This is a genomic window from Erythrobacter sp. S259 (assembly GCF_057364965.1).
In genome coordinates this window covers 1,287,524-1,313,443 of the sequence record NZ_CP200286.1, presented here as the reverse complement: position 1 = coordinate 1,313,443, position 25,920 = coordinate 1,287,524, and the positions used below count along the sequence as shown (strand labels likewise).

The window sequence follows — 25,920 nt, the reverse complement described above, 5'->3', positions numbered from 1 at the left end:
TTCAATTCGGCCAACAATCTAACCCGGCTTGGCAATTCCAACTTACTAAAACAGATCGAGAGATTGAGGTGGTTTGGCCTTCGAGCCCTTTGCAGTTTGAGGGTAAGCGACCCGCGATCCAAACTGGCCCGACTTCATTTGCCGCGTTTTGGGTTGGTCGAGGCCCTTGCATGTTCACCGAGGGGCATTGTGGAGCCACACTGCACTATGTCCAGCAGGACGACGGAAGCCTGAACTTTCACTATCAGCCAATAGCTCTTACTCGCACAGAGGAACGTCGTGAGCCCCTCAAAGTGCTAGCACAAGGCACTTGCGCTGCGACGGACGAAGAAAAATGACCACCGCAACACAGCTCCTTAAGAGCTTCACCCTTTGGGAATTTCTGAAAGCGCATGCGCTGACTTTGAAGTATTTCTTCAAGCCCAAGGCGACGATCAACTACCCGTTTGAGAAATCGCCGCTTAGCCCGCGCTTTCGCGGCGAGCATGCCTTGCGCCGTTATCCGAACGGCGAAGAGCGCTGCATTGCGTGCAAGCTGTGCGAGGCGGTGTGTCCGGCGCAGGCGATCACGATTGAGAGCGAACCGCGCGAAGACGGCAGTCGCCGCACCACGCGCTATGACATTGATATGACGAAGTGCATCTATTGCGGCTTTTGTCAGGAGGCCTGCCCAGTGGACGCCGTGGTCGAGGGGCCAAACTTTGAATACGCCACCGAAACGCGCGAGGAATTGCTTTATGACAAGGCCAAACTCCTGGCTAACGGTGACAAATGGGAACGTGCCATTGCGGCTAACCTTGAAGCGGACGCGCCCTATCGTTAAGGGCGCGGCCAAGTCTTGACAGGCTGGACGAGATAACAGGGATCAGATGATACAAGCTTTAGCCTTCTACCTGTTCGCAGGTGTCGTCATCGCCAGCGCGGTGATGGTCATTATGTCGAGAAATCCGGTGCATTCGGTGCTGTGGCTCATTCTTGCCTTTTTCAATGCCGCTGGCTTGATGGTGCTGGTGGGCGCTGAGTTCATCGCGATGCTGCTGGTCATCGTCTATGTTGGCGCGGTCGCTGTCTTGTTCCTGTTTGTGGTAATGATGCTCGATATCGACTTTGCGGCGATGAGAGCTGGGTTCATCAAGAACTTCCCGCTGGGCATTGCGCTTGCGCTTATCTTGCTGGCCGAGCTGGGCCTTGGCCTTGGCGCGTATGGAGCGGGCGGGGTGGATCTTGGCACACCCGACGGCACCGCTGCTCAGAGCGCTGGGGCGTCAAACATCGAGGCCCTCGGGGCGCTTCTATATGGCCGCTACATCATCCTGTTTGAGATCGCCGGGATCATCCTGCTGGTCGCGATGATCGGGGCAATTGTGTTGACCTTCCAAGCGCCGCCTCCAGGTAGCCGCGCGCAGCAAGACATCGGCAAGCAAATCGCCCGCCGTCCTGAGGAGGCCACCGTTATGAAGAACCCAGACGTTGGTCAGGGGGTCGAGCTATGACCATTGGTGTGGAACACTATCTGATCGTGGGTGCGATCCTATTCGTGCTTGGCGTCCTGGGAATTTTTCTCAACCGAAAGAACGTGATTGTTATCCTGATGTCGGTTGAGCTGATCTTGCTCGCGGTGAATATAAACCTTGTCGCGTTCAGCGCCTTCATGAATGATCTTGTAGGACAGATTTTCGCGATGATGGTGCTGACCGTTGCTGCTGCTGAGGCGGCAATCGGGCTTGCTATCCTTGTCATCTATTACCGCCGACAAGGCACGATTGCGGTCGATGATGCCGCACGGATGAAGGGATAAGCTTTCGTGGACACGCAAATCCTTATCATCGTCTTTGCCCCGCTGATCGCGTCGATCGTTGCTGGGCTTGGCAACCGCATGCTGGGCAACACGATCGCCAAGTCGATCACGACCGGCGGATTGTTCCTGTCCGCAGCATTGAGCTGGCCGATCTTCATCGGGTTTCTAACCGGCACGCATTCCGCCGAAGTCGTTCCCGTGCTGCAATGGGTGCAGTCGGGTGATTTGACTTTCGACTGGGCATTGCGGGTGGATGCTCTCACCGCGGTTATGCTGGTGGTGATCAACTCGGTTTCCGCGCTCGTGCACCTTTATAGCTGGGGCTATATGGAGGAAGACCCGGATCAGCCGCGCTTCTTCGCTTACCTCTCGCTCTTCACCTTCGCCATGCTGATGCTGGTGACCGCTGACAACCTTGTTCAGATGTTCTTCGGTTGGGAAGGGGTGGGGCTTGCCTCGTACCTGCTCATCGGGTTCTGGTTCAAAAAGCCATCGGCGGGCGCTGCGGCGATCAAGGCCTTTGTGGTCAATCGCGTGGGTGATCTTGGCTTTATGCTAGGTATCTTCGGCACCTTCCTGGTGTTCCAGACAACCTCGATCCCTGAGATACTTGCCGCGTCTGCTGGCATGAGCGGATCTACCATCGGTTTCCTCGGCATGCGCCTGCCGACAATGGACATCTTGTGCTTCCTTCTCTTCATCGGAGCCATGGGGAAGTCAGCGCAGCTTGGCCTCCACACATGGCTGCCTGATGCGATGGAGGGGCCGACGCCTGTGTCTGCTCTCATCCACGCAGCGACCATGGTGACAGCGGGCGTCTTTATGGTCTGCCGCCTGTCGCCAATGTTTGAAGCAGCGCCAACTGCCTTGATGATCGTGACAATCGTGGGTGCGGCGACGTGCTTCTTTGCCGCCACCATCGGCACGACGCAGTGGGACATCAAGCGGGTCATCGCTTACTCAACCTGTTCGCAGCTCGGCTATATGTTCTTCGCAGCAGGCATCGGCGCATACGGCGTGGCGATGTTCCACCTGTTCACACACGCATTCTTTAAGGCGCTGCTGTTCTTGGGCGCAGGCTCGGTCATCCATGCGATGCACCATGAACAAGACATGCGCTATTATGGCGGTCTCAGGAAAGCGATCCCGATTACCTTTGTCGCAATGCTCTTGGGCACTCTCGCGATTACGGGTCTCGGCGTGTATCATCTTGGCGCTGGTTTCGCCGGGTTCTGGTCGAAAGACGCGATCCTCGAAGCGGCCTTTGCTCGCGGCACGACCACCAGCACCATCGCATTTTGGGCAGGTGTTACCGCAGCGCTTCTCACGAGCTTCTACAGCTGGCGTCTGATGTTCCTTACTTTCTGGGGCAAGCCGCGCTGGATTGAGAGCGAGCATATTCAGCACAGTGTCCACAAGACGCCTCAAGAGGCTGGCGAAGACACAACCGGCGGCTATCACCCGCACGAAAGCCCGATTGCGATGCTCATCCCGCTTGTGGTGCTGTCCACAGGCGCGGTGCTTGCTGGCCAAGTCTTCGCACCGAGCTTCATTGACGATGCGAGCTTCTGGGCTGGTTCGATTTTCTACAATGAGAACCTCATCCACGCGCTTCACGCTGTGCCGTATTGGGTGAAGTATTCCGCCTTTGTGGTCATGGTTCTGGGCTTTGTCGGAGCCTATATCGCCTATATCGCGAAGCCTGATATTCCCGCCAAGTTCGTTGCAAGCTTCGGATGGCTCCACAACTTCGTATTCCGCAAATGGTATTTCGACGAGCTGTACGATGCGATTTTCGTAAAGCCTGCCTTTTGGTTTGGGCGCCAGTTCTGGAAACTGGGCGACATTGGGATCATCGACCGCTTCGGCCCCAACGGCATAGCCGCTGTGGTTCAGCGCGGCTCGCTCGCGGCCAAGACGATCCAGTCGGGCTATCTCTACACCTACGCGCTGATCATGCTTCTCGGGTTGATCGCCGCTGTCACTTATGTGCTGCTCTAGGGGTCATTGAGCGTAATGGACTTTCCCATCCTCACCACCATGATGCTGGTGCCGTTAGCGGCAGCGATTGCAAGTTTGTTCGCCGGGCAAGCCTCGCGAGTGATCGCCTTGGCGGCAACGCTTGTGACATTTGGCCTCGGCGTCATGCTCTGGGCCAATTACGACATTGGCGGCGCGCAGTGGCAGTTCCAAGAGAAGTACGAGCTAGTCGCTGGCTTCTCCTACGCACTTGGGATCGACGGTATTGCCTTGATGCTCATCATGCTCAGCGTTTTCTTGATGCCTATCTGCATTCTTGCCAGCTGGGATTCGATCAAGAAGCGTGTGGGCGAATACATGGCTGCCTTCCTGTTTATGGAAGTGCTGATGATCGGGACGTTTGCCGCGCAAGATTTGTTCCTGTTCTACATATTTTTCGAAGCTGGCCTGATCCCGATGTATTTGATCATCGGTGTGTGGGGCGGCGATAACCGCATTTACGCCTCGTACAAATTCTTCCTCTACACGCTGATCGGGTCGGTTCTGATGCTGATCGCGATGTTCTGGATGGTGAGCGAGGCAGGCACCTCGGACATTCCGACGCTGATGCAGTATGACTTCCCCGGCGGGGCGCAGACGTGGCTGTGGCTGGCGTTCTTTGCAAGCTTTGCGGTGAAGGTGCCGATGTGGCCGTTCCACACCTGGCTTCCCGATGCGCACGTTCAGGCACCAACTGCAGGGTCTGTGATCCTTGCAGGCGTCCTTCTGAAATTGGGGGGCTACGGTTTTATCCGTTTCAGTCTGCCGATGTTCCCAGAAGCTAGCGCCGACTTTGCATGGTTTGTCTTCATCCTCTCGATGATCGCGGTGATCTACACCTCGCTGGTCGCTCTGGTTCAGGCGGATATGAAGAAGCTGATTGCGTATTCTTCGGTCGCTCACATGGCGATTGTGACCGTGGGTCTCTTTGCATTTAACGTGCAGGGCCTTGAAGGCGCTATGATCGTTATGCTTTCGCACGGCCTAGTATCCGGCGCGCTCTTCCTTTGCGTTGGCGTCATTTACGACCGTCTCCATACCCGTGAGATCGAACGCTACGGCGGGCTTTCCATCAACATGCCATACTACGCGCTGTTCTTCCTGCTGTTCACCATGGCTTCCATCGGTCTGCCCGGCACAAGCGGTTTTGTGGGCGAGTTCCTCTCGCTTGCAGGCATTTACCAAACTTCTAGCCTCGTGGCGCTGGTCAGCACCACTGGCATTATCTTGGGCGCAGCTTACATGCTCTATCTTTACCGCCGCGTGGCATTTGGCGATCAGAAAAACGCAGATGCTGCCGCGATGAAAGACATCAATGCGCGCGAATGGATTATGATGACCCCGATTGCCGCTGTGGTCCTTTGGATGGGCGTTTATCCTGAGAGCTTCCTTGCTCCCATGCGCGCTGATATCGCCGCCCTAGATGCGCGGCTTGCAGCTTCAGCGCCCGTCAGCGATGCAGCGCTTGCCAGCGGAGAGCCCTTGGACAAAGCGGCTAATGCTATCGAATTTGAGAGCCACGAAGGGGAGGGCCATCACTGATGCTTGATTTCCCATCATCCTTCGCCCTGATCACATCTGAGCTTATCCTTATCGGTACTGGCCTTGTCCTATTGCTCGTCGCTGCATGGGTTGGCGATAAGGCCGCGCGCGCGGTGACTATCATTGCAGCTGGAGCGCTGTTTGTCGCAGGGCTTTTCACCATTCCCGGCCTTCACCTTGGGGTAGACGGGCCTGATAGCTATGCCTTCGGCACATTGATGAAGGTCGATAGTTTTGCGCTTTTTGCCAAAGCTCTGACCTACCTGGCGGCCATTGGCGCGCTTGTTGTGGCGCCCTCCTTCTTCAATGGACCCGCCGCATCGAGCGAGCGCGGGCTTCGTGCGGAATACCCAGTACTGATCCTGTTCGCGACCGTGGGCATGAGCATTATGGTCTCGGCAAGCGACTTTATGACGCTCTACATGGGGCTCGAACTCAATTCATTGGCCGCCTATGTGCTGGCCGCAATCCTTCGCAAGGATGTACGCTCAACAGAGGCAGGCCTCAAATATTTCGTGCTCGGCGCGCTTGCATCGGGCATCCTGCTTTACGGGATGAGCCTGCTCTACGGCTTCACCGGCGCCACCGACTTCGCCAGCGTCCGCGCTGGGCTTGAAGGCGAGCTTTCGACCGGACAGCTCTTCGGCCTGATCTTTGTGATGGCAGGCCTCGCGTTTAAGATCGCTGCGGTGCCATTCCACATGTGGACCCCGGACGTGTACGAGGGCGCGCCTACACCCGTGACCGCGTTCTTTGCTACTGCTCCGAAGGTGGCCGCAGTAGCGCTCACCGCACGCGTGGTGTTCGAAGTCTTCGGCGGCCAAGTTCAGGCTTGGCAGCAGATTGTAATGTTCACGGCACTCGCTTCCATCGTATTCGGCGCGCTGGGCGCTATTGGACAGGACAATCTGAAACGTCTTCTCGCTTACTCCTCGATCAACAACATCGGCTTTATCCTTCTGGGGCTGGCTGTTGCCACGCCCGCTGGTGCAAGCTCGATGCTCGTCTACCTCTTTATCTATGTCGTCATGAGCCTTGGCAGCTTTACCGCGCTCCTTATGCTTCGCGGTGAAGACGGCAAGCTGTTCGAGACATTCGGCGATATCGCAGGGCTCGCTGTGACCCGCCCCGCAATTGCGTGGTCGCTTCTAATCTTCATGTTTAGCCTTGCCGGTATCCCGCCGCTCCTCGGCTTCTACAGCAAGTTTGTGGTTTTCCAGGCTGTAGTCGAGGCAGACCTCGTGGTTTTCGCCGCTATTGCCATTGCGGCTAGCGTTATCGGCGCTTTCTACTACATCAAGTTTGTGAAGGTCATGTTCTTCGATGAGCCCGCAGGCGTTGCCACCGGTAAAGCTGAGACGTCGCATTGGGTGCTTCTGGGCGTCTGTGCAGTGATCATCTCGCCGCTTGGCTATTTGCTCACCGGATCGCTGACGGACCTCACCAATAAGGCTGCGTCTTCGCTGTTCCTGGCGATTTGATACCCCCATCATCAATCAAAGTCGTTGAAGAAACCGGCTCGACCAATGCTGACCTTGTTCGCGCGGTCGGCTCAGGTGAGGAACCGCAAGAGGGGGAATGGCTTGTCGCCAAACGCCAGAGTGCGGGAAAAGGTCGCCAAGGGCGCGAGTGGTTCGATGGTTCGGGCAATTTCATGGGCTCCCGCGTCGTTGAATTGAACGCGGGCGATCCGCCCCCTGCCTCTTTGAGCTTTGTTGCAGCGATGGCGGTGTATGACGCAGCCGCAGCAGCTTTGCCGGACACCGAAAAGCTTCGCCTGAAATGGCCGAATGATGTTCTGCTGGATGGGGGCAAGCTTTCCGGCATTCTGCTGGAACTGGTAGGCGGGAAGATTGTGGCGGGTATCGGTGTGAACCTGGCCAAAGCGCCCGATCTGCGAGAGCGCAAAACTTCTGCACTCTCGGATATCGCTGGCCCGATTGAGCTTTTGGGTTTTGCCGAAACCCTGGCAGCAAGGTTTGCTCATTGGCTCGTGCAGTGGCGCGAAAACGGCCTCACCCCGCTGCTTTCCCAGTTTCTCGCACGCTCCATTCACGCCAGCGGATCAAGCGTGACGGTGCACGATACAGATGGCACTTATATCACCGGGACCTTCGTAGGTCTGGAAGAAAGTGACGGGGCTTTGCGGCTGCGCTTGGCGGATGGCTCGGAACGTGTCATTCGGGCAGGGGACATTTCTTGAGCGTGGTTTCTTGAAGGAGCATAGCTGATGCTGCTGGCAGCTGATGTTGGAAATACCAATGTTGTCTTTGCGCTGTTCGAACCGGATGGGGAGGGCGGCTTTGTTACACCTCCCAAAGCGCGCTGGCGAATAGCAACTGACCCTCGGCGCACAGGGGACGAGTATGCGGTGTGGCTGCTGCAATTGCTGACGATTGAAGGCGTTACGCGCGAGGATATTACTGGGATTATTTACGCCTCGGTCGTCCCCCGCGCTGACCACAATTTGACAGTGCTCGCCCAAAAATACTTTGGCATCACGCCTTTGAAGGCGGGCGATGGCAAAGCAGCCTGGCCATTTGTGGCCGATGTAGATCAGCCCACCTCGCTTGGCGCAGATCGGGCGCTCAATATCTTGGCAGCACACCACAAGTTTGGCGGCGACTTGATCGTGATCGACTTTGGCACCGCGACCAAGTTTGAAGCGATTGACTTTAACGGCACCTATAAGGGCGGTTCCATCGCGCCTGGGATCAATCTGTCGCTCGACGCATTGGTGGGTAAGACTGCAAAGCTGCCCCGCATCGCTATCGCTACCCCTGCCAGCCAGAGCGTCATTGGACGCAACACCGAAGACCAAATGCTCATTGGAGTGTTCTGGGGGTATGTTGCTATGATGGAAGGGATTGTGGCGCGCATGAAGTCGGAAATTGGCCGTCCTGCCAAGGTCGTAGCAACCGGCGGCCTCGCGATTCTGTTTGATGAAGCGACCGACATTTTTGATGAAGTGGACACGGATTTGACCATCGAGGGTCTGGCGATCCTTGCGAAACAAGCCCTGTCCTGAAGTGCTCAAACTCCTATAAAAGAACGATAACACCCAAGTGAAAAAGAACTATACTCCGGAAGAAGAGCTGCTGTTCCTGGCCCTTGGCGGCTCAGGCGAAATTGGCATGAACGTCAACCTGTATGGGTGCGACGGGAAATGGCTGATGGTCGACCTTGGCATGACATTTTCAGGCGGCGAGTACCCCGGCGTGGACCTTGTTTTTGCCGACCTTGAGTTCATCGAGGAGCGGACCAAGGACCTGCTCGGCATTGTCCTGACCCATGCACATGAAGATCACATCGGCGCGGTGCCTTACTTCGCAGACGAACTTGGCGTGCCTCTTTATGCGACGCCGTTCACAGCCGATCTGGTGGCAAGGAAGCTCGAAGAGGCAGGCCTTCTGGGCAAGGTTGAACTCAACATCATCGAAGAAGACCATGGTCAGATTGATATTGGGCCTTTTAAGATAACGTATCTTCCGCTCGCTCACTCGATTGCCGAAGGCAACGCGCTCCTGATCGACACGCCTTATGGCCGCGTATTCCACACCGGTGATTGGAAGCTCGACGAAGATCCCATCATCGGAGAGCCGACAACTGAGGAGGAGCTTCGCGAAATTGGCGATGAAGGTGTGCTGGCGCTGGTGTGCGACAGCACTAATGTCTTCAATCCCGAACCTTCTGGGTCAGAGGGCGCCGTTCACAAGGGTCTGATGGAAGAGGTTGCCAAGCACAAGGGCAAACGTGTCCTCGTCACAACCTTCGCTAGCAATGTTGCTCGGCTCCAGACCCTTGGCGAGGTTGCGCGCGAAACGGGACGCCAAGTCTGTGTTGCCGGCCGCTCGATTGATCGCATCCTCGAGGTGGCACAGGACAATGGTTATCTCGAGGACTTCCCAACACCGGTCGACTTCGACACCGCCATGCGGCTGCCGCGCGGCGAGGTGATGATTTTGGCGACCGGCGGGCAGGGGGAGCCTCGTGCTGCTCTTGCCCGGATCGCTGATGACAATCACCCGTTGGAGCTGGTGCCCGGCGACGTGATCCTGTTTTCCTCGCGCCTCATTCCCGGCAATGAGATTGCTGTGGGCAAGATGCAGAACCAGCTTGCCGCGCGCGGGATCGAGATGATCACCGACCGGCAAAGCTTCATCCACGTCTCAGGCCATCCAGGACGGCCGGAACTCGAGGCGCTCTATGGCTGGCTGCGTCCCGAGGTGCTTATCCCGGTTCATGGTGAGATGCGGCATATGCGGGAACAGGCGCGGGTCGGCAAAGAGTTCGGCATCCCGAGCAATGTCGTTCAATCCAACGGAGATATCGTTCGTCTTGCCCCCGGCGAACCTGGCAAGCTTGGCGAGGTGCGTAGCGGGCGTCTCGTGCTTGACGGCGACATTATCGCACCTGCTGACGGTGAGGCGGTCACTATGCGCCGCCGAATCTCGTTTGAGGGGTTTGTGGTGGTCGTCCTCGCGCGCGGAGAAGCGCCGCTCGTCGAGGCCATAGGTCTTCCGCTTGATGAGGACTTGGCCGAGTTCACCGAGGAAACCAGCGAGGATATCTTAAAAGCCATCGGCCGGCTCAAAGGGCGCGATGCCCAGGATCCAGCAGCCGTCCATGAGGCCGCGCGCCTCGCAGCGCGCCGTGCTGCACGGCGGTGGTCGGGCAAAAATCCGCAAGTGCGTGTGTTGATGCCGGGGCTGAAAAAGGACGACCGTTAGTGCAATGGACGTCCATCCTTGCGGTCTATTTTCTTATCTGGATGATGAGCGCGTTTATCATGCTGCCCTTTGGCGTACGCACCTCCGAAGAGGTGGGCGAGCCGTTGGTGCCCGGGCAGGCAGAAAGCGCTCCTTCCACCTTTAAGCCAGGTAAGCTCCTCATTCGCGCAACGGTGATTGCTATGATTTTGACGAGCCTGTTCGTGGTGAACTACGAATATGGGTGGGTGAGCGTGAGCGACCTCGACATCCTGCCAAAGCCGCCGGGTAGCGTCGCTGGCGCACAATAGATCGGTGTGCAAAAAGGCCAAGCGCGGCGCTGCGTAGAGGCCTATTGGCGCAGACGCTCAATCGATTGGGCCAGCACAACGTAGAGTTTACCCACATCTGAACCCAGCACCGTCACGCCCAAAGCCTTCCCATCTCGGGTCGACAGGACCGAGCGCAGCATGGCTTCGAAATCATGGATGTAGCGGCTGACATTCGCTTTGAACTCATCATTACTTTGATAAAGATCAGCGATTTCTTTAGCTTCGGTGCTGTCAATCAAACGCACAGCACGGCGAGTGAATATCCCCCGGTCCCCTTTCAGATAGGCATCCCATGATGTGTCCGAAACTTCATGAGAGAGCACCGAGGCCACGTCGATTGCAGAGGAATTGAGACTGTCTGTGATAAGAGCCATGCGGCGCGAAAAGTCGTTGTTGACCTGTTCTTCGGCAAGCTCGCGTGCCCGCGCTATGCGCTGCTCGAGGTTGACCGTAAGCTCGTTCACTTTGGCAAGCTGATCGCGCAATTGCACCGTAGCCTCGCGCCCGACACCCGATGCATGGGCCGCTGCCTGTTCCAGCTTCCCGACAGCCTCGGCTGTATCGTTGCGAAGCGACCGCTCAAGCTCTGAGACGGCGCGCTCAGAGATCGAACTCGCCAATGCATCCACCTTGTCACGGGCGCCAGTTTCAAGCGTTTCAAAGACTTGCTTCGTAGTGTCCTCAAGCTTGCTGATTGCGGTAACGAGGGTTTCTTCGGTTTCACCTGCAAGATTGCCGCTTTGCTCGGATAGATTCATTAGACCAGATTTAAGCCCTTGAATCTTTGTAAGGGTCTCTTCTGATTGCGAGGCAATCTTGCCCTGAAGCGTATCAATCGCCTCGTCATTGTCGTCCACCTTTGAGCGCGCTGCTATAAGATAATCAGACAGGTCTTTCGCCTTATCGTTGGTTGCAAGCATCAATGTATCGACTTCCTGAGCGCGGCTCTCAACCTCGCTCAACCTGCCAAGTGCGCCTTTCATCGCCTCGGGTAAATCCTCGCGCGTGAAGGTGGCGCTGGACTGGATGATTTCGAGCAGGCGCACACCGGCTTCTGTGAGGCTTGCGATCTCTGCTTCGGTCTCGCGAAGCTTTTCGCGTTTCTCTTCGAGCTGAGTATCGAGCACGTTCAGACCAGACGAAAGGGCCTCCTTAGCCGTGCTGCCTTGTGTGTTTGCTGCGTCAATCAGGGCGGTAAGCTTCTCAATTTGCTCAGTAATAATATTCGAGTGAGCCGTCAGTTTCGCTGTCTCGGCGTTTTGGGCCTCGCGTCTTTGAGCAAGAGCGTCATCGAGCGCTGCCAAACGCTGCGCCAGAACTTCGCTTGCTTGCGCCTCTTGCGTCGAGAAGGTTTCTTGCACGCGGCTGACCTGCTCGTTGAACTGGCGATCGCGCGCTTCGAGCTGATCGGTGAAGAGGGTGACTTTGGCGTTGAGCTCCTCAACGCGTTTTTGCGCAAGATCAATGGCCTGCGCATCGACCGCGTCGAGGCTCTCGATCGCCTTAACAATTTCACCTTCAAATCGAACCTTTGAAGCGGTGAGCTGCTTCATTGCTCCATCTTCGGCCTCGCGCAATTTCTCGCTAACCGATTTCGTCTCGCTTTGGAGAACCGAAATGCGTTCGCTCAACACATCAACGGCTACGCTCTCTGCGGTTTCGACTTCGCTTCGATAGTCTTTCGCGCGCGCTTCGACAGCTTCGAGCCGGGCGCCGGCGGATTCTTCGATTTGGGTGAGCTGCTCTTGGAAGCTTGTGAGGATTTTGCCAACCTTGCTGTCAAACGAGGCAACTTGGTTTTCGCTTGCCTTGCCAAACTGGTTGAGCCTTTCAAACCCTTCTGAGAGTTTACCCAAATTGTCACGGGCTGAGCGCCCAGCAGCGCCAATTTGATTGGATACATCGCGCGCCGAATTGGCGACGACTGGCAGATCATCGCGAAGGTGCATCATATTCGACAGCGCACTTTCGCTCGCATTTCCAATGGCATCGACCTGTTCGCCGTTATCCTTGATCAGATCTTGCAGTGTCTGGGCATGGGCCGAAATTCGCTCCCCCGCGATGCGGCCAAGCGTCTCAAGCTCTCGGGACTGCGCGGCTAGAAATTCGCGCGCGAGGCTAAGTTCGCGGTTTACCACCGTCAGGCGGCTTTCGAGCTCACGGCTTTCATGAGAGAGCAATGCAGCGCTTTGCGCGAAGCGATTGGTTTCAGCCCGCGAATGACGCATCACAAGAAGCCAAGCGACACCGATAAGCAAAATAGGCACTGACCAGTCGATCAATAGTCGGGGCCAGCCCTGCGCACCAAGCGAGCCGCCCAAGACCTGATCCTGGATAGACCATCCGTAAAATCCGGTCCACGCCGCCACTGCCACCATCGCTAACGCAGGGGCAAGCCAGTCTGACGAGTGCCGCTCGCCATAAATTTCTTCTTCAGTTTCAAAGTCATCAGGTGTCAATTCAAGCTCATCATCAGGCTCGATAGCATCGTTGAACGACACGCCTTCGCTCGCCTTCTCCGCGCTCGCGTTGACATCAGACTGCGCCTTGGTTTCGGCCTCTTGGCCAACCGCGCGGATATGTTTCCCACCTGTCATATCTACACAATTACCACAGGAACGCGCGGGATAAACCCCACATTAACTCAGAATCCGGTTATGCCCTCCCACTATGGCGTATGAAAGTGGTGCTCTCGATGCGACTCTGGCGGCGGCAGCTGGCGATAACTCGGCTTTGATCGGGGAATTGCGTGCGGCCTTTCTAGAGAGCGCAGAAAATCTTGTTGATCTCCTTAAACGCTCGCGCTGCGACGGAAATTGGAACGTGGCTGCTCTTCGCTTGAAGGGACTTGCGGCCAGTTTCCATGCGCAAGAATTGCTCGATGCAGCGGATCACGCCCTCGCATGCGCGCCAGGCGAACCAACCGCCATTCGCAGGATCGAAGCTGTGCTCGACCGCTTTAATGGTAACACAATGGGCCGCTTCTAGACCCAATTGTCTCAAAATAGTGGATACCCGGTGAACCTCTCGCTTGATGCATAGGCGGTCGAGGGCGTAGCGCTTTGCTATTGTTACTCAGCACTGGAGTTTGCCTTTTTGCGTATCGGTCTGATCTCTGCGGTGAAACGCGCGGCAAATGGTGAACTGCGCAGTGTGCAGATGCTCGCCGGGCGAAGCGTGGTAGGATGGCAGGTGGATCTGGCCCTCGCCGCGGGATGCGAGCGGATCTTGTGCCTGTGCAAAACGCATCTGAGCGAGGTCATCGCTGAGCAAAAGCGGATTGAGGATAAGGGAATGGCGTTCCATGCTGTGCGCTCCCCCTCGCAGCTTGCAAGTCTGGTTCGCGAAGATGATGAGATAATGATGCAGCTTGATGGGCTGGTTCTCGGCGGCGATGCTTCGGAGCAGGTCATGTGCGCTTCAGAGCCGCAAAAGCCCTCGATTTTCGTTTTTGACGCTGACCATGGCCTTGCTGAATTGTACCCTGAAGATTTTGAACGCATTGATAGGGATCGGCACTGGGCCGGAATTGCGACTATTCCAGGCGCGTGTGCAGGAATGCTTGAAGGTGCGCCGGGTGATGCCGACGCTATGTCGATGCTGCTCCGCCTTGCGCTTCAGGCGCGGGTGAAATGCGTAAATGCCGCGCAAGGGACGCTCGATAATGACCAATGGCTTTTAGCCGCCGAGCCGCAATCGGTTGCTCGGCGAAGCCACGCGTTGATGCAGGCAAACCTTGCTATCACACCATGGGCTGGGCCCAGCGCGGCCATTGCTACACGGATCGTGCGCGCGACGGCATTGTCATGGCTTGGAGAGAAAAATGCGTTCTGGGCCCTGAGCGCGCTTGGCCTTTTCGTGACCGCGGCGGTGATTGCAGGCTTTGGATACAGCGTGATAGCTTTGTGCATTGGCGCGATCGGTGCATTTGTCGCGAGGCTTTGTGCTGCTGCAATGGAATTGCGCGATGGAATTTTTGCAAATGCCCCGCCTTCGCCGGCGTCAAAATTCGCAAAATATACGCTCTTATTCAGCTGCCTCATCCTGGTATCAGCCAGTGTTTCAATTGAAGGCTGGAGCGCACTGATCGCTGTGCCGGTCATTGCTGCGGGTCTGGCATGGTTGGCGGGCAGACAAAAACCATCAGCGTTTTCATCGTTCTGGAACGACACGCCGACGCATTTGGCGGCATTTGCTTTGGCGGCTTACTTTGGCATATTCACGCAGATGCTGCTGGTGTTTTCTCTTGGGGCGCTTGCGCAATTGGTGCTGCGTGCGAAGTGAGCTTAAGCTAACGGTGGCTTAACCATGACCCTGTATAGGGTACGCAATGGGCAATATGTCGATGGACCGATCTGAGGCCACTCCGGTGGACGCACTCCTGCGGGATGAAATGGCACGCGGCAACCGCGCGCTACTCTCGCTCGCGCCGGTTGCAAGACATCTTCTCGATTGTGAAGGTCCAAGCCTTATCAGCGACGCGGTTTTGGCGCGTCTTCGCGGAATGCTAAACGCTCTTGCCGATCAGCTCTTGCCAGAGGGCGAAACGCGTTTTGATCCTAAACTGGATTTGGCGCAATCACGCGCGAAATTGGCAGGTCATCTGGCCGGCGACGACAAATTGGTAACGCACCTTTACGCTCTGGCGCTCGAAGGGCTTTTGACGCAGCGGCTTGAGAAGAGAACCTCGATGGACCTTGTCCTATCACCCTTACTTCAGGAGTTGATCGCGTCAGAACGCAATCAAACGGCGGAATTGGCCATGGCGACGCTTGCCGCGCAGTCGCGATTTTGCCAAAACCAGTCCCGCATGGAGGTTTCCATCGGGGAACTGCCGTTTGAACTGTTCAGCAGTGTTCTGGACAAATTTCTCGCAGCAAATCTTGGGCTTACCGATGATCTGGCCGAACTATCGGTCGATGCGCTCAAATCGAACTATGACGAAGGGGCGAGCAGGTTTGCTCTTCTCGCAAGCTTGGCATCTTCCATGCGCGGTGGGGCAATTGCGGCTTTAGATCTTAGCCATGCAGGTTTTGCCCTATTTGTCAGTGCGGCCGCATCCCTGACCCAGCAAAATAGAGAGCGTGTGGTTTTCGCATGCCATGAAAGCCAATCCATAAGGCTTGCGCTTACCCTGAAAGCGGCGGGACAGAGCGCTGATGCTATTGAGGCCCAAATGGCTTTTCTAGGTGGGATCAAGGGTTTGCCCTTAGAACTTGTTTCTATGTCACAAGCGCATGCACAATCGTCACTTCGCGAAATGAGCGAGGTCTAGCGCAGGGGCTATGAACCGCCTTCAATCCATCATCGCCGTGCAAGGCTGGACCGACGAGAAAGATCGTCTTGTTGGTGCTGATGAACCGCTCGCGCAGCTGCACGAAGCGTGCGGTGGCCGGATTTCTGGTGCGCTTGCCATCCCTGAACTGCTTGAACTCGTACATCAATGCCGCACACTGGGCCTTCGCATCGCGCGCGACTTCAGCGCTTTTGATGGCCAAGATATTGTCTCTGGTTTTGTGCGGATAAATCCGGTGGCAGACACTGGCTTGGTTGGCGATGCAATCCCCGCTGAGGCGCTAGGCGGCTGCCAAATTCAGATCGAAAACTGGTTTAGTGCTGCTGCCGATGAAGGAAATCCGCGCCAAGCGGCAGCCATGATAGACGCATCGGACCGCGCGGCGGCTGAGATTTCAGCCAGGCTTGATGCGCGTCAAAACCTTTTGTTCCTGGTCTCATCCAGTGCCGATGCGCGCGAACTGCGCGAGGCCATAGATGCAAGACCGGCCGCGCTTTGGAGTGAGTATGTCGAAATTCAAGGCATCGCACACGAGCAACCGCTCCATTGGCGGCTGTTAGACGGCGCTAAGGCAAAGATCGACGGTTCGCAGCGCAACTGGCGTGTCCGTATGATGCCGGTGGGTCCTTCTGGGTCGGCACCTCAAGGGTTTGAGCTGCTCTTTATTGCCAATGAGCCATTGAGCGATCAGGCAGGCGACTCGCAGAGCCGATCACATGGCAAATTACATGGGAGCGATCACGAGGGGCCAGAGCATTCCCGCCTAATCGGAAGTGCGCTTACGCCAGTTCTCAGGCAGCCTATTGCTAGGATCATCGCCAATGCGGAGACGATCCATTCCCGTCTCGCTGGACCTCTACGAGAGGAATATAGCGAATACGCCGCCAACATTGCTGCTGCTGGTCAGCATTTATCGGGTATGCTTGATGACTTGGCGGACCTAGAAGTTGTCGAAGCTCCTGGCTTTAAGACCGCGAAAGAACGCGTAGATTTAGCTGATGTGGCAAAGCGTTCGGCGGGCATTTTGGGTGTGCGGGCACAGGCGAGGGGCATTGCCGTACATGTCACCAAGCGTGACGAGCCGCTCTATGCAATGGCTGAGTTCAGGCGGTCCTTACAAATTCTGATCAACCTTATCGGAAACGCAATCGCCTACTCTCCGGAAGACAGCCAGGTAACAGTGGATATCTTTAGAGAAACCGAAGCAACTGTTTGTGTGACGGTTACCGATCAGGGGCCCGGCGTTACGCAGGACCAGGCCGCAAAGATTTTCGAGAAATTTGAGCGTCTTGGCCGCGACAGCGATGGCGGGAATGACACAGGGTCTGGGCTCGGTCTATTCATCTCGCGAAAACTTGCGCTCGCAATGGGCGGGGACCTTGAAGTCATACACTCTCAGTCGGACGATGAATTGGTTGGCGCTCAGTTCAAACTGACACTGCCAAGCCTCAGTTCATAGCGGCGCAAACGAAAAAGACACGGCGTACCCAAAGGCGCGCCGTGTCTTTTCAAACGTGTGTTCTTGCAATCAGCGCTGGCCAACCGGGACGTAATCGCGCTGCGTTGGGCCGGTGTAGAGCTGGCGCGGACGGCCAATGACCTGAGCTGGATCAGAGATCATTTCATTCCACTGCGCAACCCAGCCAACCGTGCGTGCCAGCGCGAAGAGCGCGGTGAACATGGTTGTCGGGAAACCGATCGAGCTCAAAATGATGCCAGAATAGAAATCGACATTCGGGAACAGCTTCTTCTCTCTGAAGTAATCGTCATTGAGTGCGATCTCTTCAAGTTGGAGGGCAGTTTCGAACACAGGGTCGGTCGTCTTGAGAGCCTCGAACACATCACGAAGGGTCTGCTGCATCACCGTCGCGCGCGGGTCATAGTTTTTGTAAACACGGTGCCCGAAGCCCATGAGACGGAACGGATCGTTCTTGTCTTTCGCGCGCTCAATATAGTGAGGAATTCGGTCAGGCGTACCGATCTCTTGCAGCATGTTCAGCGCCGCCTCGTTAGCGCCGCCATGCGCTGGGCCCCAAAGACAAGCGATCCCCGCAGCAATACACGCGAACGGATTAGCGCCAGAAGAGCCAGCCAGACGCACAGTCGAGGTCGACGCGTTCTGTTCGTGGTCGGCGTGAAGGATGAAAATCCGGTCCATCGCCTTTTCAATAGCCGGGTGAACCTCATATTCCTCAGCCGGGACACCGAATGTCATACGCAGGAAATTGCCGGTGTAAGACAAGGAATTGTCAGGATAAAGGAATGGCTGCCCAATAGAATACTTATACGCCATCGCCGCAATCGTCGGCATTTTTGCGATCAAGCGATGCGAGGAGATCTTGCGATGCTCTGGGTCCGAGATGTCGGTGCTGTCATGGTAGAAAGCAGACAAAGCGCCAACAACGCCGCACATGATCGCCATTGGGTGCGCATCGCGGCGAAAACCCTGAAGGAACGTCATCAACTGCTCATGTAGCATGGTGTGCCGCGTGATCGTGTTTTCGAACGTGCTCAGTTCATCGGCGTTTGGCAACTCTCCGTTCAAGAGAAGGTAGCTGACCTCCATGAAGCTGGAGTTCTCTGCCAATTGACCAATCGGATAACCGCGGTGGAGCAAGATACCTTCTTGCCCGTCAATATAGGTCAGCGCGCTTTCGCAGCTTGCCGTCGACTTATAGCCTGGATCGAATGTGAAGGCACCTGTTGCACCGTACAGCTTGCGAATGTCGATAACATCAGGACCCGTACTGCCTTGTAACACCGGAAATTCCTGTGTTGCACCGCCAAGTTCGAGATTCGCTTGCCTATCAGCCACCATAAGTCTCCTACTCAATCAATCCCATCCTTGGCCGATAGAAAGTCACAAGGCCTGCGCATCAATACGAGCCAAGGATTCGTCCCGACCTAACAGGACCAGTACATCAAAAATGCCGGGCGAGGTTGTCGTCCCAGTAAGGGCAGCGCGCATTGGCTGCGCCAACTTGCCAAAGCCAAGTTCCAAGTCTTCAGCAAGCGCCTTTGTAGTGGCTTCGAGTGCCTCAATTGTCCAGCAGTTTTCAGCGGATAATGCATCAGAGATCAACGCAAGCCGCGCACGGCTATCGTCATCAAGAAATTTCGCAGCTTTCTCGGTCATTTCAAGAGGAAGCGTGGCAAACAAAAACCCAGCTCCTTCAGCAAGTTCATCGAGGTTCTTTGCACGCATTTTAAGCACCGGCATAGCCTTAGTCAAAAGCGCAATATCCGCATGTGTTCCAATGCGTTTTGCAACTAAAGGTGCAAGCTTTGCATCATCGGCTTCGCGAATATAATGGCCGTTTAGGTTTTCTAGCTTTTTGAGGTCAAAGCGCGATGGGCTTTTACCGACTCCGGAAATGTCAAACAGCTCAATCGCCTCATCGCGGGTGATTTCTTCCCGGTCCCCATGCCCCCAGCCAAGCCGCAAGAGATAATTGAAGAGGGCCTCGGGAAGAATGCCAAATTCGTCCCGGTACGTTTCAGCGCCCAGAGCGCCGTGACGCTTGGACAATTTCCCCCCATCAGCGCCATGGATCAACGGCACATGCGCATAAATTGGCTCCGGCCAACTGCCCTCGATTGTATCCATTGCATGATAGATTGGGAGCTGGCGGAAAGCATTGTTCAAATGGTCGTCGCCGCGAATGACATGAGTGACGCCCATGTCATGGTCATCGACCACGACCGCAAGCATATAGGTGGGTGTCCCATCGGCGCGAAGGATGATGTAATCATCAAGCTCTTCATTTTTCACCGAGACTCGGCCCTGAACCGCGTCATCAATGGTCGCTTCGCCGTCGATCGGTGTCTTAATTCGGATAACAAACGGTGCGCCTTCTGGTGCCTCTGAAGGATCACGCTCACGCCAACGCCCATCATATCGCAGCGGCTGCTTATTGGCGCGCTGCTCTGCCCGCATAGCTTCAAGCTCTTCGGGCGATGCAAAACATTTGTAAGCGCGGCCTGCAGCGAGAAGCTGATGCGCAACATCGGCATGCCGTTCGGCTTGCTTTGACTGGAAGACAGGCTCTTCGTCGTAATCAAGGCCAAGCCATTGAAGACCATCAAGGATCGCATCAATTGCTTCCTGCGTTGAGCGCTTCTTGTCTGTGTCCTCGATGCGCAAAAGCGCTTTGCCGCCATGATGCCGGGCAAACAGCCAATTGAACAAAGCTGTGCGCGCCCCGCCGATATGTAGAAAACCGGTAGGCGAGGGAGCGAAACGCGTGACGACGGACGAACTGTCCAAAGCGTTTGACGATTGGGTCGCCATAGATTTAATGTTCCTGTCCGTTTGGTGCAAAGGAACGGTGCCTACCCAAAAGGGAAGCGAGCCGATGGCCGATGCGCCGATTATTCCAATGGGAGACGAACCCGCAAGGCCGAATGCCGGTGCGGTAGGTATCCCACTTTCGCCTCATGAGGCGTCTCGCGGCCTGTGGCAAAGGGGCGCTGGATTGTCCAGCGTTTGGGGCGGGGTGGGAGATCAGGCTGAGCGTTTTCTGTCAGAGGCGGGGTTTGACCGCGCGCCGTGGCTCGCCGTCATCTTTGCTTGCAGTATCCTTACCTGGTTTGCCCTTAAAACGCCTTGGCAATGGGCGAGTGCCATTGGTTTGGCATTATTGTTGGCGCTCGCCGCCCTTGCGGCGTGGCGCGGCGTAACGGGAAGAGATCACTTGCGCACCGCCACTATCGCGTGCGCTTTGGTGTTTGCCGCAGGCGTGAGCGTGATTTGGATGCGCTCGGAATTCGTGGGCGCAGGCGCAATCGAGCGGCCGAGCGTCGAGCGGGTTCAAGGGTTTGTGTTGTCGAGACAGGATCAGCCCTCCCAAGACCGCATCCGTTTGGTTCTAGCGGTACGCGATGCCGAGACGGCACAAAGCCGTAAAATCCGGGTCAACATTCCTTTGAAAACCCTGGTTGAGGCGGATGCGCAATATGCAGATAACGAAAGGGAAAGCGCACTTGTCGAGGGAGCTGTCGTGCGTATGCGGGTTCGGCTTATGCCGCCTGCCAGCCCTATGTTGCCGGGCGCTTACGACTTTGCGCGCGCGGCCTGGTTCAAAGGGCTTGCCGCAACAGGGAGTGTGGTTGGACCTGTGGAGGTCATCCAGCAGGGTGAAAGCGGCGGCTTCATTGCTCAGCTGCAGCGGGCCTTGTCGGCTCATGTTAGGAATAAGGTCGATGGGTCTGCCGGGACCATCGCTGCGGCTTTTGCAAGCGGCGACAGGGGAGCAATAGGAGAAATAGACAGGGAGGCTATGCGCGATGCGGGTCTCACCCATCTGTTAGCGATCAGCGGATTGCACGTCACGGCCGTGATCGGGGCTGCCTATTTTGTGGCGATCAAATTGCTCGCTTTGTTTCCCTCCCTTGCCTTGCGTGTCCGATTGCCGGTGATCGCAGCCGGGGCCGGGGCTGTTGCTGGCATCAGCTACACACTGTTGACCGGGGCGCAGGTCCCTACGGTGCGCGCGTGCGCTGCTGCTATGCTTGTGCTTATCGCTCTTGCAAGCGGCCGTGATGCCTTGAGTCTGCGAATGGTTGCGGTCGCCGCCGTTTTCGTACTGCTTATCTGGCCAGAGAGCGTTATCGGGCCCAGCTTCCAAATGAGCTTTTCAGCGGTTCTGGCGATTGTTGCTTTGCATTCAAGCGCCCCGGTAAAGGCATTCCTCGCGCCGCGCGAGGAGAACGGACTTGCCCGGTTTGGTAGGGGCACGGCGATGCTTTTTCTGACTGGCCTGGTGATTGAGATCGCGCTCATGCCCATCGTGCTGTTCCATTTTCACCGGGCGGGTCTCTACGGCGCCTTTGCCAATGTCATCGCGATCCCGCTTGTGACATTTGTTTCGATGCCGCTAATCGCGCTGGGACTGGTTTTTGATATCGTGGGGCTTGGCGCACCATTTTGGTGGCTCACTGAGCAGTCGCTCAACTTGTTGCTTGGCATCGCACATTTCACCTCTGCGCAGCCCGGAGCGGTAAAGCTTATGCCCCAGATGAGCGGCTTTACGATTGCGCTGTTCACCGCTGGCGGTTTGTGGCTTGCACTTTGGACAGGTCGCGCCCGGCTGCTCGGATTTGTCCCAGCAGCCATAGCCACCTTGCTTTTGCTTGCGACGCCTATTCCCGATGTCCTGATCGGGCGTGAGGGGCGGCATGTGGGTATCACAATGGTGGATGATCAGGGTGGGCGGACGCTCCTGTCATTGCGCGATAGCCGATCGTCTTACTCGCGGGATAATCTGCTCGAGCTTTCCGGCGTTACGTCTGAGCCTGTCCCATTGGCAGAATGGATGGGAGCTCGGTGCTCGCCTGAGTTCTGCTCCATCGTACTAGAGCGGGGAGGGCGCGATTGGACGCTCCTGCTCGCACGCAACCGTGAGATGATCGAAGAACGCTCATTGGCGGCAGCGTGCGAGCAGACCGACATTGTCGTCGCAGACCGTTTTCTCCCTCGGTCGTGCAAGCCTCGCTGGCTTAAGGCGGACCGCCGATTGCTCGAGCAAACCGGGGGGCTTGCTCTCAATCTAGCCGACCAAGAAATCACTAGCGTCAGCGAGACCCAAGGGCAGCACGGATGGTGGAGCCCCGGGCGCGAATAGGCTTGGCCTCATCCACACCCGGGCTTCTCCTACATCAGTGATAGCGACGCAATAGCCCTGCAAGCTTGCCTTGGACCTCAACCTCATCAGGGCCGTAGACCTGCGGGTCATAGGTCGCATTGGCCGGATCGAGCCGCACAAGGCCGCCGTCTTTGTGAAGGTATTTGAGGGTTGCCTCTTCCCCGCGAACCAGAGCCACCACGATTTCGCCATCGCGGGCCGAATTGGTGCGGCGGACAAGAGCAAAGTCGCCATCAAAGATACCGGCCTCAATCATCGAGATCGCCCGAGACCTCAAGCGCGTAATGCTCCCCCGGTCCGAGCAATGCTGCAGGGACCGGAAGCGAGCTTTGCCCCTCCAGCGCCTCAATCGGGGCGCCTGCGGCAATCCGTCCATGCAAGGGGATTTCAATCACATCATTTGCAGGTTCGGGGGCTGACTTGGCTGCAGATGCACCGCCGACCACACCGCTGGCCGCCGTATCATTGGCAACCATAGCGGGAGCTGCACGGGGAATAGGTGTAGAATCCTCGGGGTTCTTAATCACCTCAAGCGCGCGGGCCCGGTTGGGCAGACGCCGAATAAAGCCGCGCTCTTCTAAGGCAGAGATCAATCGGTGGACACCAGATTTGCTCTTTAAGTCGAGCGCCTCTTTCATTTCTTCAAAACTGGGTGAAATGCCGGTTTCTTCCAGACGCTCCTGAATGAAACGGATCAATTCATGTTGCTTTGCCGTAAGCATTGGCAAACTCCATCAGCCGCACTCTTCGCATGAAGCACCTGTCAAGGGCGCAGCACACAGTGCCAAGATCACGCGCCCTACAGAGGCACCGGGTCTACTAAAGCAGAACAGGTGCAATACAGAACACTAACCGTGCACCAATATGGTGAACGAATGCGGAACGAATAGGCAACTTCGAAACGTGTGTCAACCGAAGGACCAATAGGAAACCACCAGAAAGCCGCCATTTCAGAGCATAAATGCCTCAACCGTCTCACCAGCTTTCACGGAAGGAGCATTTGAGGGCCGGATAATCAGGCAATTGGCCGATGCCAAGGCAAGCAGAGCGCTTGAATCTTGTGAAGAGGCAAGGCTTACCATCGGGCCCTCGCTGATACCCCGCAGGAATTCTTGACGCGGGCCCGTTGGGGGCAAGTCTACAGCGCTTATCAGCGGCATGCGCTTAGGCAATGGTTTTGGTGACCCCATGCACTTGCGCACAAGGGGTAGGGCAAAGAGGAAGGCAGTCACGAAGCTCGACACGGGGTTTCCGGGAAGGCCAAGGATGATTTGCTCACCCCACTGCGCCTTGCGCGTTGCCACCATCAAGGGTTTGCCCGGTTTGATCGCAACCTTCCAAAAGTCGATTTGAGCGCCCCATTCGCGCAGAGCGTCCTGCACAAGGTCATGGTCTCCCACCGATGCGCCGCCTGAGGTTATAAGGATATCATGTTCGTCGGCTTGACCCAGAGCTTCCGCCAGTCGAGCGCGGTTGTCGGGTACGGGGCCGAGCCGGTCCGCGGTGCCCATATAGGGTTGCAGCATCGCTGACAGCATTGCCCCATTGCTTGCCGGGATCTGGTGCGATGCGCAGGGCTGGCCAGCCTCGACCAACTCGTCCCCGCTATCAAGGATCGCGACCGAGGGCGGAGACACCACATCAAGCGTGCTGACACCAGCCGAGATCGCTAAAGCAAGGGTCGCAGGCGTTGCCGCGCTGCCTTTGGGAAGCACAAGCTGACCGTCCTTCAAGTCGAAGCCTTTGCGCCGTACATGTTGGCCGGTTTGAGGTGGGTGCACGGACTTAACCACCTCACCCTCAACCTCGGCATTCTCTTGGATGAGCACGGCCACAGCCCCTTCGGGCATGTGAGCGCCGGTTGATATCCGCGTGCATTGTCCGGGCAAAAGCGAGCCCGCAAACGGCGCCCCCGCTCTGCTTTCGCCTACCTTTTGCCATGGACCCGCGCCGCAGATGGCATAACCGTCCATCGCCGACAGGTCGCAAGGTGGCTGAGTGCGGGCGGCGTTGTGATCGCTGGCAAGCCATTGGTTCGGAAAGTGGGAAACATCGCTGATCCCGACACGCGAAGACCGCGGTGGAGGTGCGAGTGCGAGGAGCCTTTCCTGCGCCTCTTCCAGGCAGAGCATTGGTTTCAAGCGGCGCTCTCGTCAGTTTGCTCTTTCCATGTGCCCGACTTGCCGCCGCGCTTCTCGATCAAGCGTATTTCGCCGATCACCATGCCTTTGTCGATCGCCTTGGCCATATCGTAGATGGTGAGAAGGGCGGTCGAGACTGCAACCATCGCCTCCATCTCAACGCCGGTTTTGCCGGTAAGAGAGGCGCTTGCGGTTGCGCGGATGGCGCATTCCTCGAAGGTGAAGTCGACAGTCACCGCCTCAAGCCCAAGCGGGTGGCAAAGCGGGATGAGATCGCCTGTGCGCTTGGCCGCCATGATCCCGGCAATTCGCGCAGTGCCCAAAACATCGCCCTTGAGCACGTCTCCTGCGCGGATAGCCGTCAGCGCTGCCTCGCTCATGGTGATTACGCCGCCTGCAATTGCAACCCTGTGGGTTTGAGCCTTGCCGCCGACATCGACCATATGGGCTGAGCCGTCTTCTCCAAGATGGGTGAGCTTGTTCATCTTTCTTGGCCTTTAACTGACGTTTGGCACGCTTGGCACATTGTCCTAGAGCCAAAACCTTGCTGTCCTAAACGGAGGCTCTCGATCAGAATTGTGCTGTGAAAAGAGAGCGCTGCGTTTGTCATGGACATGCTTATGGCATGATTTGGCCATTTAGGACATTATCCGCCGAGCAGAGTGCGTGTAGCGCCCGCTACATCATCGGCTCGCATAAGGCTTTCCCCGACCAGAAACCCGCGCACGCCCGCTTTAGCAAGCCGCTGGCAATCGGCATTGTTCGCGATGCCGCTTTCCCCGATCAGCATGGTGCCGTCCGGAACCATAGGGGCAAGTCGCTCTGTGGTCTCAAGCGACGTGGTGAAGGTTTTAAGGTCGCGGTTGTTGACGCCGATCAGGCGGCTTTCAAGGTGGGTGAGAGCGCGCTCCATTTCCGCTTCATCATGAACCTCGACGAGCACATCCATTGTGTGTTCACGCGCTGCCACCTCGATTTCGGCCATAGCGGTGTCGTCCAGAGCCGCCACAATGATGAGGATCGCGTCCGCCCCGATGCTGCGCGCTTCAAGGCACTGCCACGGGTCGACCATAAAATCCTTGCGTAGAACTGGGAGAGCGCATGCGGCGCGCGCTTCGACCAGAAAGTCTTCATGCCCTTGGAAATAAGGCGTATCGGTAAGGACGCTAAGGCAAGCAGCACCGCCTTTCTCGTAATCGCGAGCGTGATCTGCGGGATGGAAATCCGGGCGGATTAGGCCCTTGGATGGGCTTGCTTTCTTGACCTCAGCAATAAGGGCAAAGCCGGTCTCAGCCTTGGCGCGAAGAGCCGCCTCAAAGCCTCGCGGAGCGGTTTGTTTGGCGGCGAGGGCTTGAAGCGCGGCAATGGTGGTCGCGGATTTGCGTGCGGCCACTTCTTCGCGCTTGTTGGCGCAGATTTCGTCGAGTTTGTTCATGCGA

General features: G+C 56.7%; 21 protein-coding genes and 1 pseudogene. 15 read left to right on the top strand and 7 right to left on the bottom strand.

What is annotated here, in order from left to right; translation table 11 throughout:
• Window positions 1-334: 334 nt before the first annotated feature.
• Genes nuoI through AC0V60_RS06155 form a run of 10 tightly spaced genes read left to right on the top strand, consistent with a single transcriptional unit; the run spans window position 335 to window position 10,379 of the window.
• Window positions 335-823, top strand: coding sequence for an NADH-quinone oxidoreductase subunit NuoI (gene nuoI / locus AC0V60_RS06200; protein ID WP_486159079.1), 489 nt, complete (start codon window positions 335-337; stop codon window positions 821-823).
• A gap of 46 nt (window positions 824-869) precedes the next feature.
• Window positions 870-1,493 carry an NADH-quinone oxidoreductase subunit J gene (locus AC0V60_RS06195; protein WP_486177629.1) on the top strand — a complete coding sequence of 208 codons (624 nt, stop codon included), beginning with the start codon at window positions 870-872 and terminating at the stop codon, window positions 1,491-1,493.
• Window positions 1,490-1,798: an NADH-quinone oxidoreductase subunit NuoK gene (gene nuoK / locus AC0V60_RS06190; protein WP_486177628.1), complete on the top strand. Its 309-nt coding sequence runs from the start codon at window positions 1,490-1,492 to the stop codon at window positions 1,796-1,798. The genes AC0V60_RS06195 and nuoK overlap by 4 nt, the downstream gene beginning before the upstream one ends.
• A gap of 6 nt (window positions 1,799-1,804) precedes the next feature.
• Complete coding sequence (nuoL, locus tag AC0V60_RS06185; RefSeq protein ID WP_486177627.1) at window positions 1,805-3,799, top strand: NADH-quinone oxidoreductase subunit L; 1,995 nt, start codon at window positions 1,805-1,807, stop codon at window positions 3,797-3,799.
• A gap of 15 nt (window positions 3,800-3,814) precedes the next feature.
• Entirely contained in the window at window positions 3,815-5,359 is a 1,545-nt protein-coding gene (locus AC0V60_RS06180; RefSeq protein WP_486177626.1) for an NADH-quinone oxidoreductase subunit M, read from the top strand.
• Window positions 5,359-6,840 carry an NADH-quinone oxidoreductase subunit NuoN gene (nuoN, locus tag AC0V60_RS06175; protein WP_486177625.1) on the top strand — a complete coding sequence of 494 codons (1,482 nt, stop codon included), beginning with the start codon at window positions 5,359-5,361 and terminating at the stop codon, window positions 6,838-6,840. Before AC0V60_RS06180 ends, nuoN begins: the two co-directional genes overlap by 1 nt.
• On the top strand, window positions 6,837-7,562 hold the full coding sequence (locus tag AC0V60_RS06170) for a biotin--[acetyl-CoA-carboxylase] ligase (protein ID WP_486177624.1): 726 nt from the start codon (window positions 6,837-6,839) through the stop codon (window positions 7,560-7,562). The genes nuoN and AC0V60_RS06170 overlap by 4 nt, the downstream gene beginning before the upstream one ends.
• A 27-nt stretch (window positions 7,563-7,589) precedes the next feature.
• Window positions 7,590-8,387: a type III pantothenate kinase gene (locus AC0V60_RS06165; protein ID WP_486177623.1), complete on the top strand. Its 798-nt coding sequence runs from the start codon at window positions 7,590-7,592 to the stop codon at window positions 8,385-8,387.
• A 37-nt stretch (window positions 8,388-8,424) separates the two neighbouring features.
• Window positions 8,425-10,089 carry a ribonuclease J gene (locus AC0V60_RS06160; protein ID WP_486177622.1) on the top strand — a complete coding sequence of 555 codons (1,665 nt, stop codon included), beginning with the start codon at window positions 8,425-8,427 and terminating at the stop codon, window positions 10,087-10,089.
• Window positions 10,089-10,379: a DUF1467 family protein gene (locus AC0V60_RS06155; RefSeq protein WP_486177621.1), complete on the top strand. Its 291-nt coding sequence runs from the start codon at window positions 10,089-10,091 to the stop codon at window positions 10,377-10,379. The genes AC0V60_RS06160 and AC0V60_RS06155 overlap by 1 nt, the downstream gene beginning before the upstream one ends.
• 41 nt (window positions 10,380-10,420) lie before the next feature.
• Here the strand turns inward: AC0V60_RS06155 and AC0V60_RS06150 are convergent, their stop codons facing one another.
• Complete coding sequence (locus AC0V60_RS06150; protein ID WP_486177620.1) at window positions 10,421-12,997, bottom strand: ATPase; 2,577 nt, start codon at window positions 12,995-12,997, stop codon at window positions 10,421-10,423.
• Between the two features lie 73 nt (window positions 12,998-13,070).
• Between AC0V60_RS06150 and AC0V60_RS06145 the strand changes: the two genes are divergently transcribed.
• From AC0V60_RS06145 to AC0V60_RS06130, 4 genes are all read left to right on the top strand, one after another.
• Entirely contained in the window at window positions 13,071-13,388 is a 318-nt protein-coding gene (locus AC0V60_RS06145) for an Hpt domain-containing protein (RefSeq protein ID WP_486177619.1), read from the top strand.
• 108 nt (window positions 13,389-13,496) lie between these two features.
• A complete protein-coding gene (locus AC0V60_RS06140; protein WP_486177618.1) occupies window positions 13,497-14,684 on the top strand; it encodes a hypothetical protein in 1,188 nt (395 codons plus the stop codon).
• Between the two features lie 61 nt (window positions 14,685-14,745).
• Entirely contained in the window at window positions 14,746-15,675 is a 930-nt protein-coding gene (locus tag AC0V60_RS06135) for a hypothetical protein (protein ID WP_486177617.1), read from the top strand.
• Window positions 15,676-15,685: 10 nt separating this feature from the next.
• Window positions 15,686-17,155, top strand: coding sequence for a sensor histidine kinase (locus AC0V60_RS06130; RefSeq protein ID WP_486177616.1), 1,470 nt, complete (start codon window positions 15,686-15,688; stop codon window positions 17,153-17,155).
• Window positions 17,156-17,224: 69 nt separating this feature from the next.
• Here the strand turns inward: AC0V60_RS06130 and AC0V60_RS06125 are convergent, their stop codons facing one another.
• Together AC0V60_RS06125 and gltX are read right to left on the bottom strand one after the other, a co-directional pair.
• Window positions 17,225-18,514, bottom strand: coding sequence for a citrate synthase (locus tag AC0V60_RS06125; RefSeq protein WP_486179455.1), 1,290 nt, complete (start codon window positions 18,512-18,514; stop codon window positions 17,225-17,227).
• Between the two features lie 42 nt (window positions 18,515-18,556).
• Complete coding sequence (gene gltX, locus AC0V60_RS06120; RefSeq protein WP_486177615.1) at window positions 18,557-19,987, bottom strand: glutamate--tRNA ligase; 1,431 nt, start codon at window positions 19,985-19,987, stop codon at window positions 18,557-18,559.
• 88 nt (window positions 19,988-20,075) lie between these two features.
• On the opposite strand from gltX, the gene AC0V60_RS06115 reads away from it, so the two are divergent.
• A complete protein-coding gene (locus tag AC0V60_RS06115; protein ID WP_486179454.1) occupies window positions 20,076-22,319 on the top strand; it encodes a ComEC/Rec2 family competence protein in 2,244 nt (747 codons plus the stop codon).
• A 34-nt stretch (window positions 22,320-22,353) separates the two neighbouring features.
• On the opposite strand, the pseudogene lexA reads toward AC0V60_RS06115, so the two are convergent.
• The 4 genes and pseudogenes from lexA to trpC all read right to left on the bottom strand — a co-directional run bounded on the left by lexA (window position 22,354) and on the right by trpC (window position 25,916).
• Window positions 22,354-23,062: pseudogene (gene lexA / locus AC0V60_RS06110) on the bottom strand (transcriptional repressor LexA).
• Between the two features lie 228 nt (window positions 23,063-23,290).
• The gene (locus AC0V60_RS06105) at window positions 23,291-24,472 is read right to left on the bottom strand and encodes a molybdopterin molybdotransferase MoeA (RefSeq protein ID WP_486179453.1); all 1,182 of its coding nucleotides are present in this window, start codon (window positions 24,470-24,472) and stop codon (window positions 23,291-23,293) included.
• A 5-nt stretch (window positions 24,473-24,477) separates the two neighbouring features.
• A complete protein-coding gene (gene moaC, locus AC0V60_RS06100; RefSeq protein ID WP_486177614.1) occupies window positions 24,478-24,966 on the bottom strand; it encodes a cyclic pyranopterin monophosphate synthase MoaC in 489 nt (162 codons plus the stop codon).
• Between the two features lie 161 nt (window positions 24,967-25,127).
• Window positions 25,128-25,916 carry an indole-3-glycerol phosphate synthase TrpC gene (trpC, locus tag AC0V60_RS06095; protein WP_486177613.1) on the bottom strand — a complete coding sequence of 263 codons (789 nt, stop codon included), beginning with the start codon at window positions 25,914-25,916 and terminating at the stop codon, window positions 25,128-25,130.
• Between the last annotated feature and the right edge of the window lie 4 nt (window positions 25,917-25,920).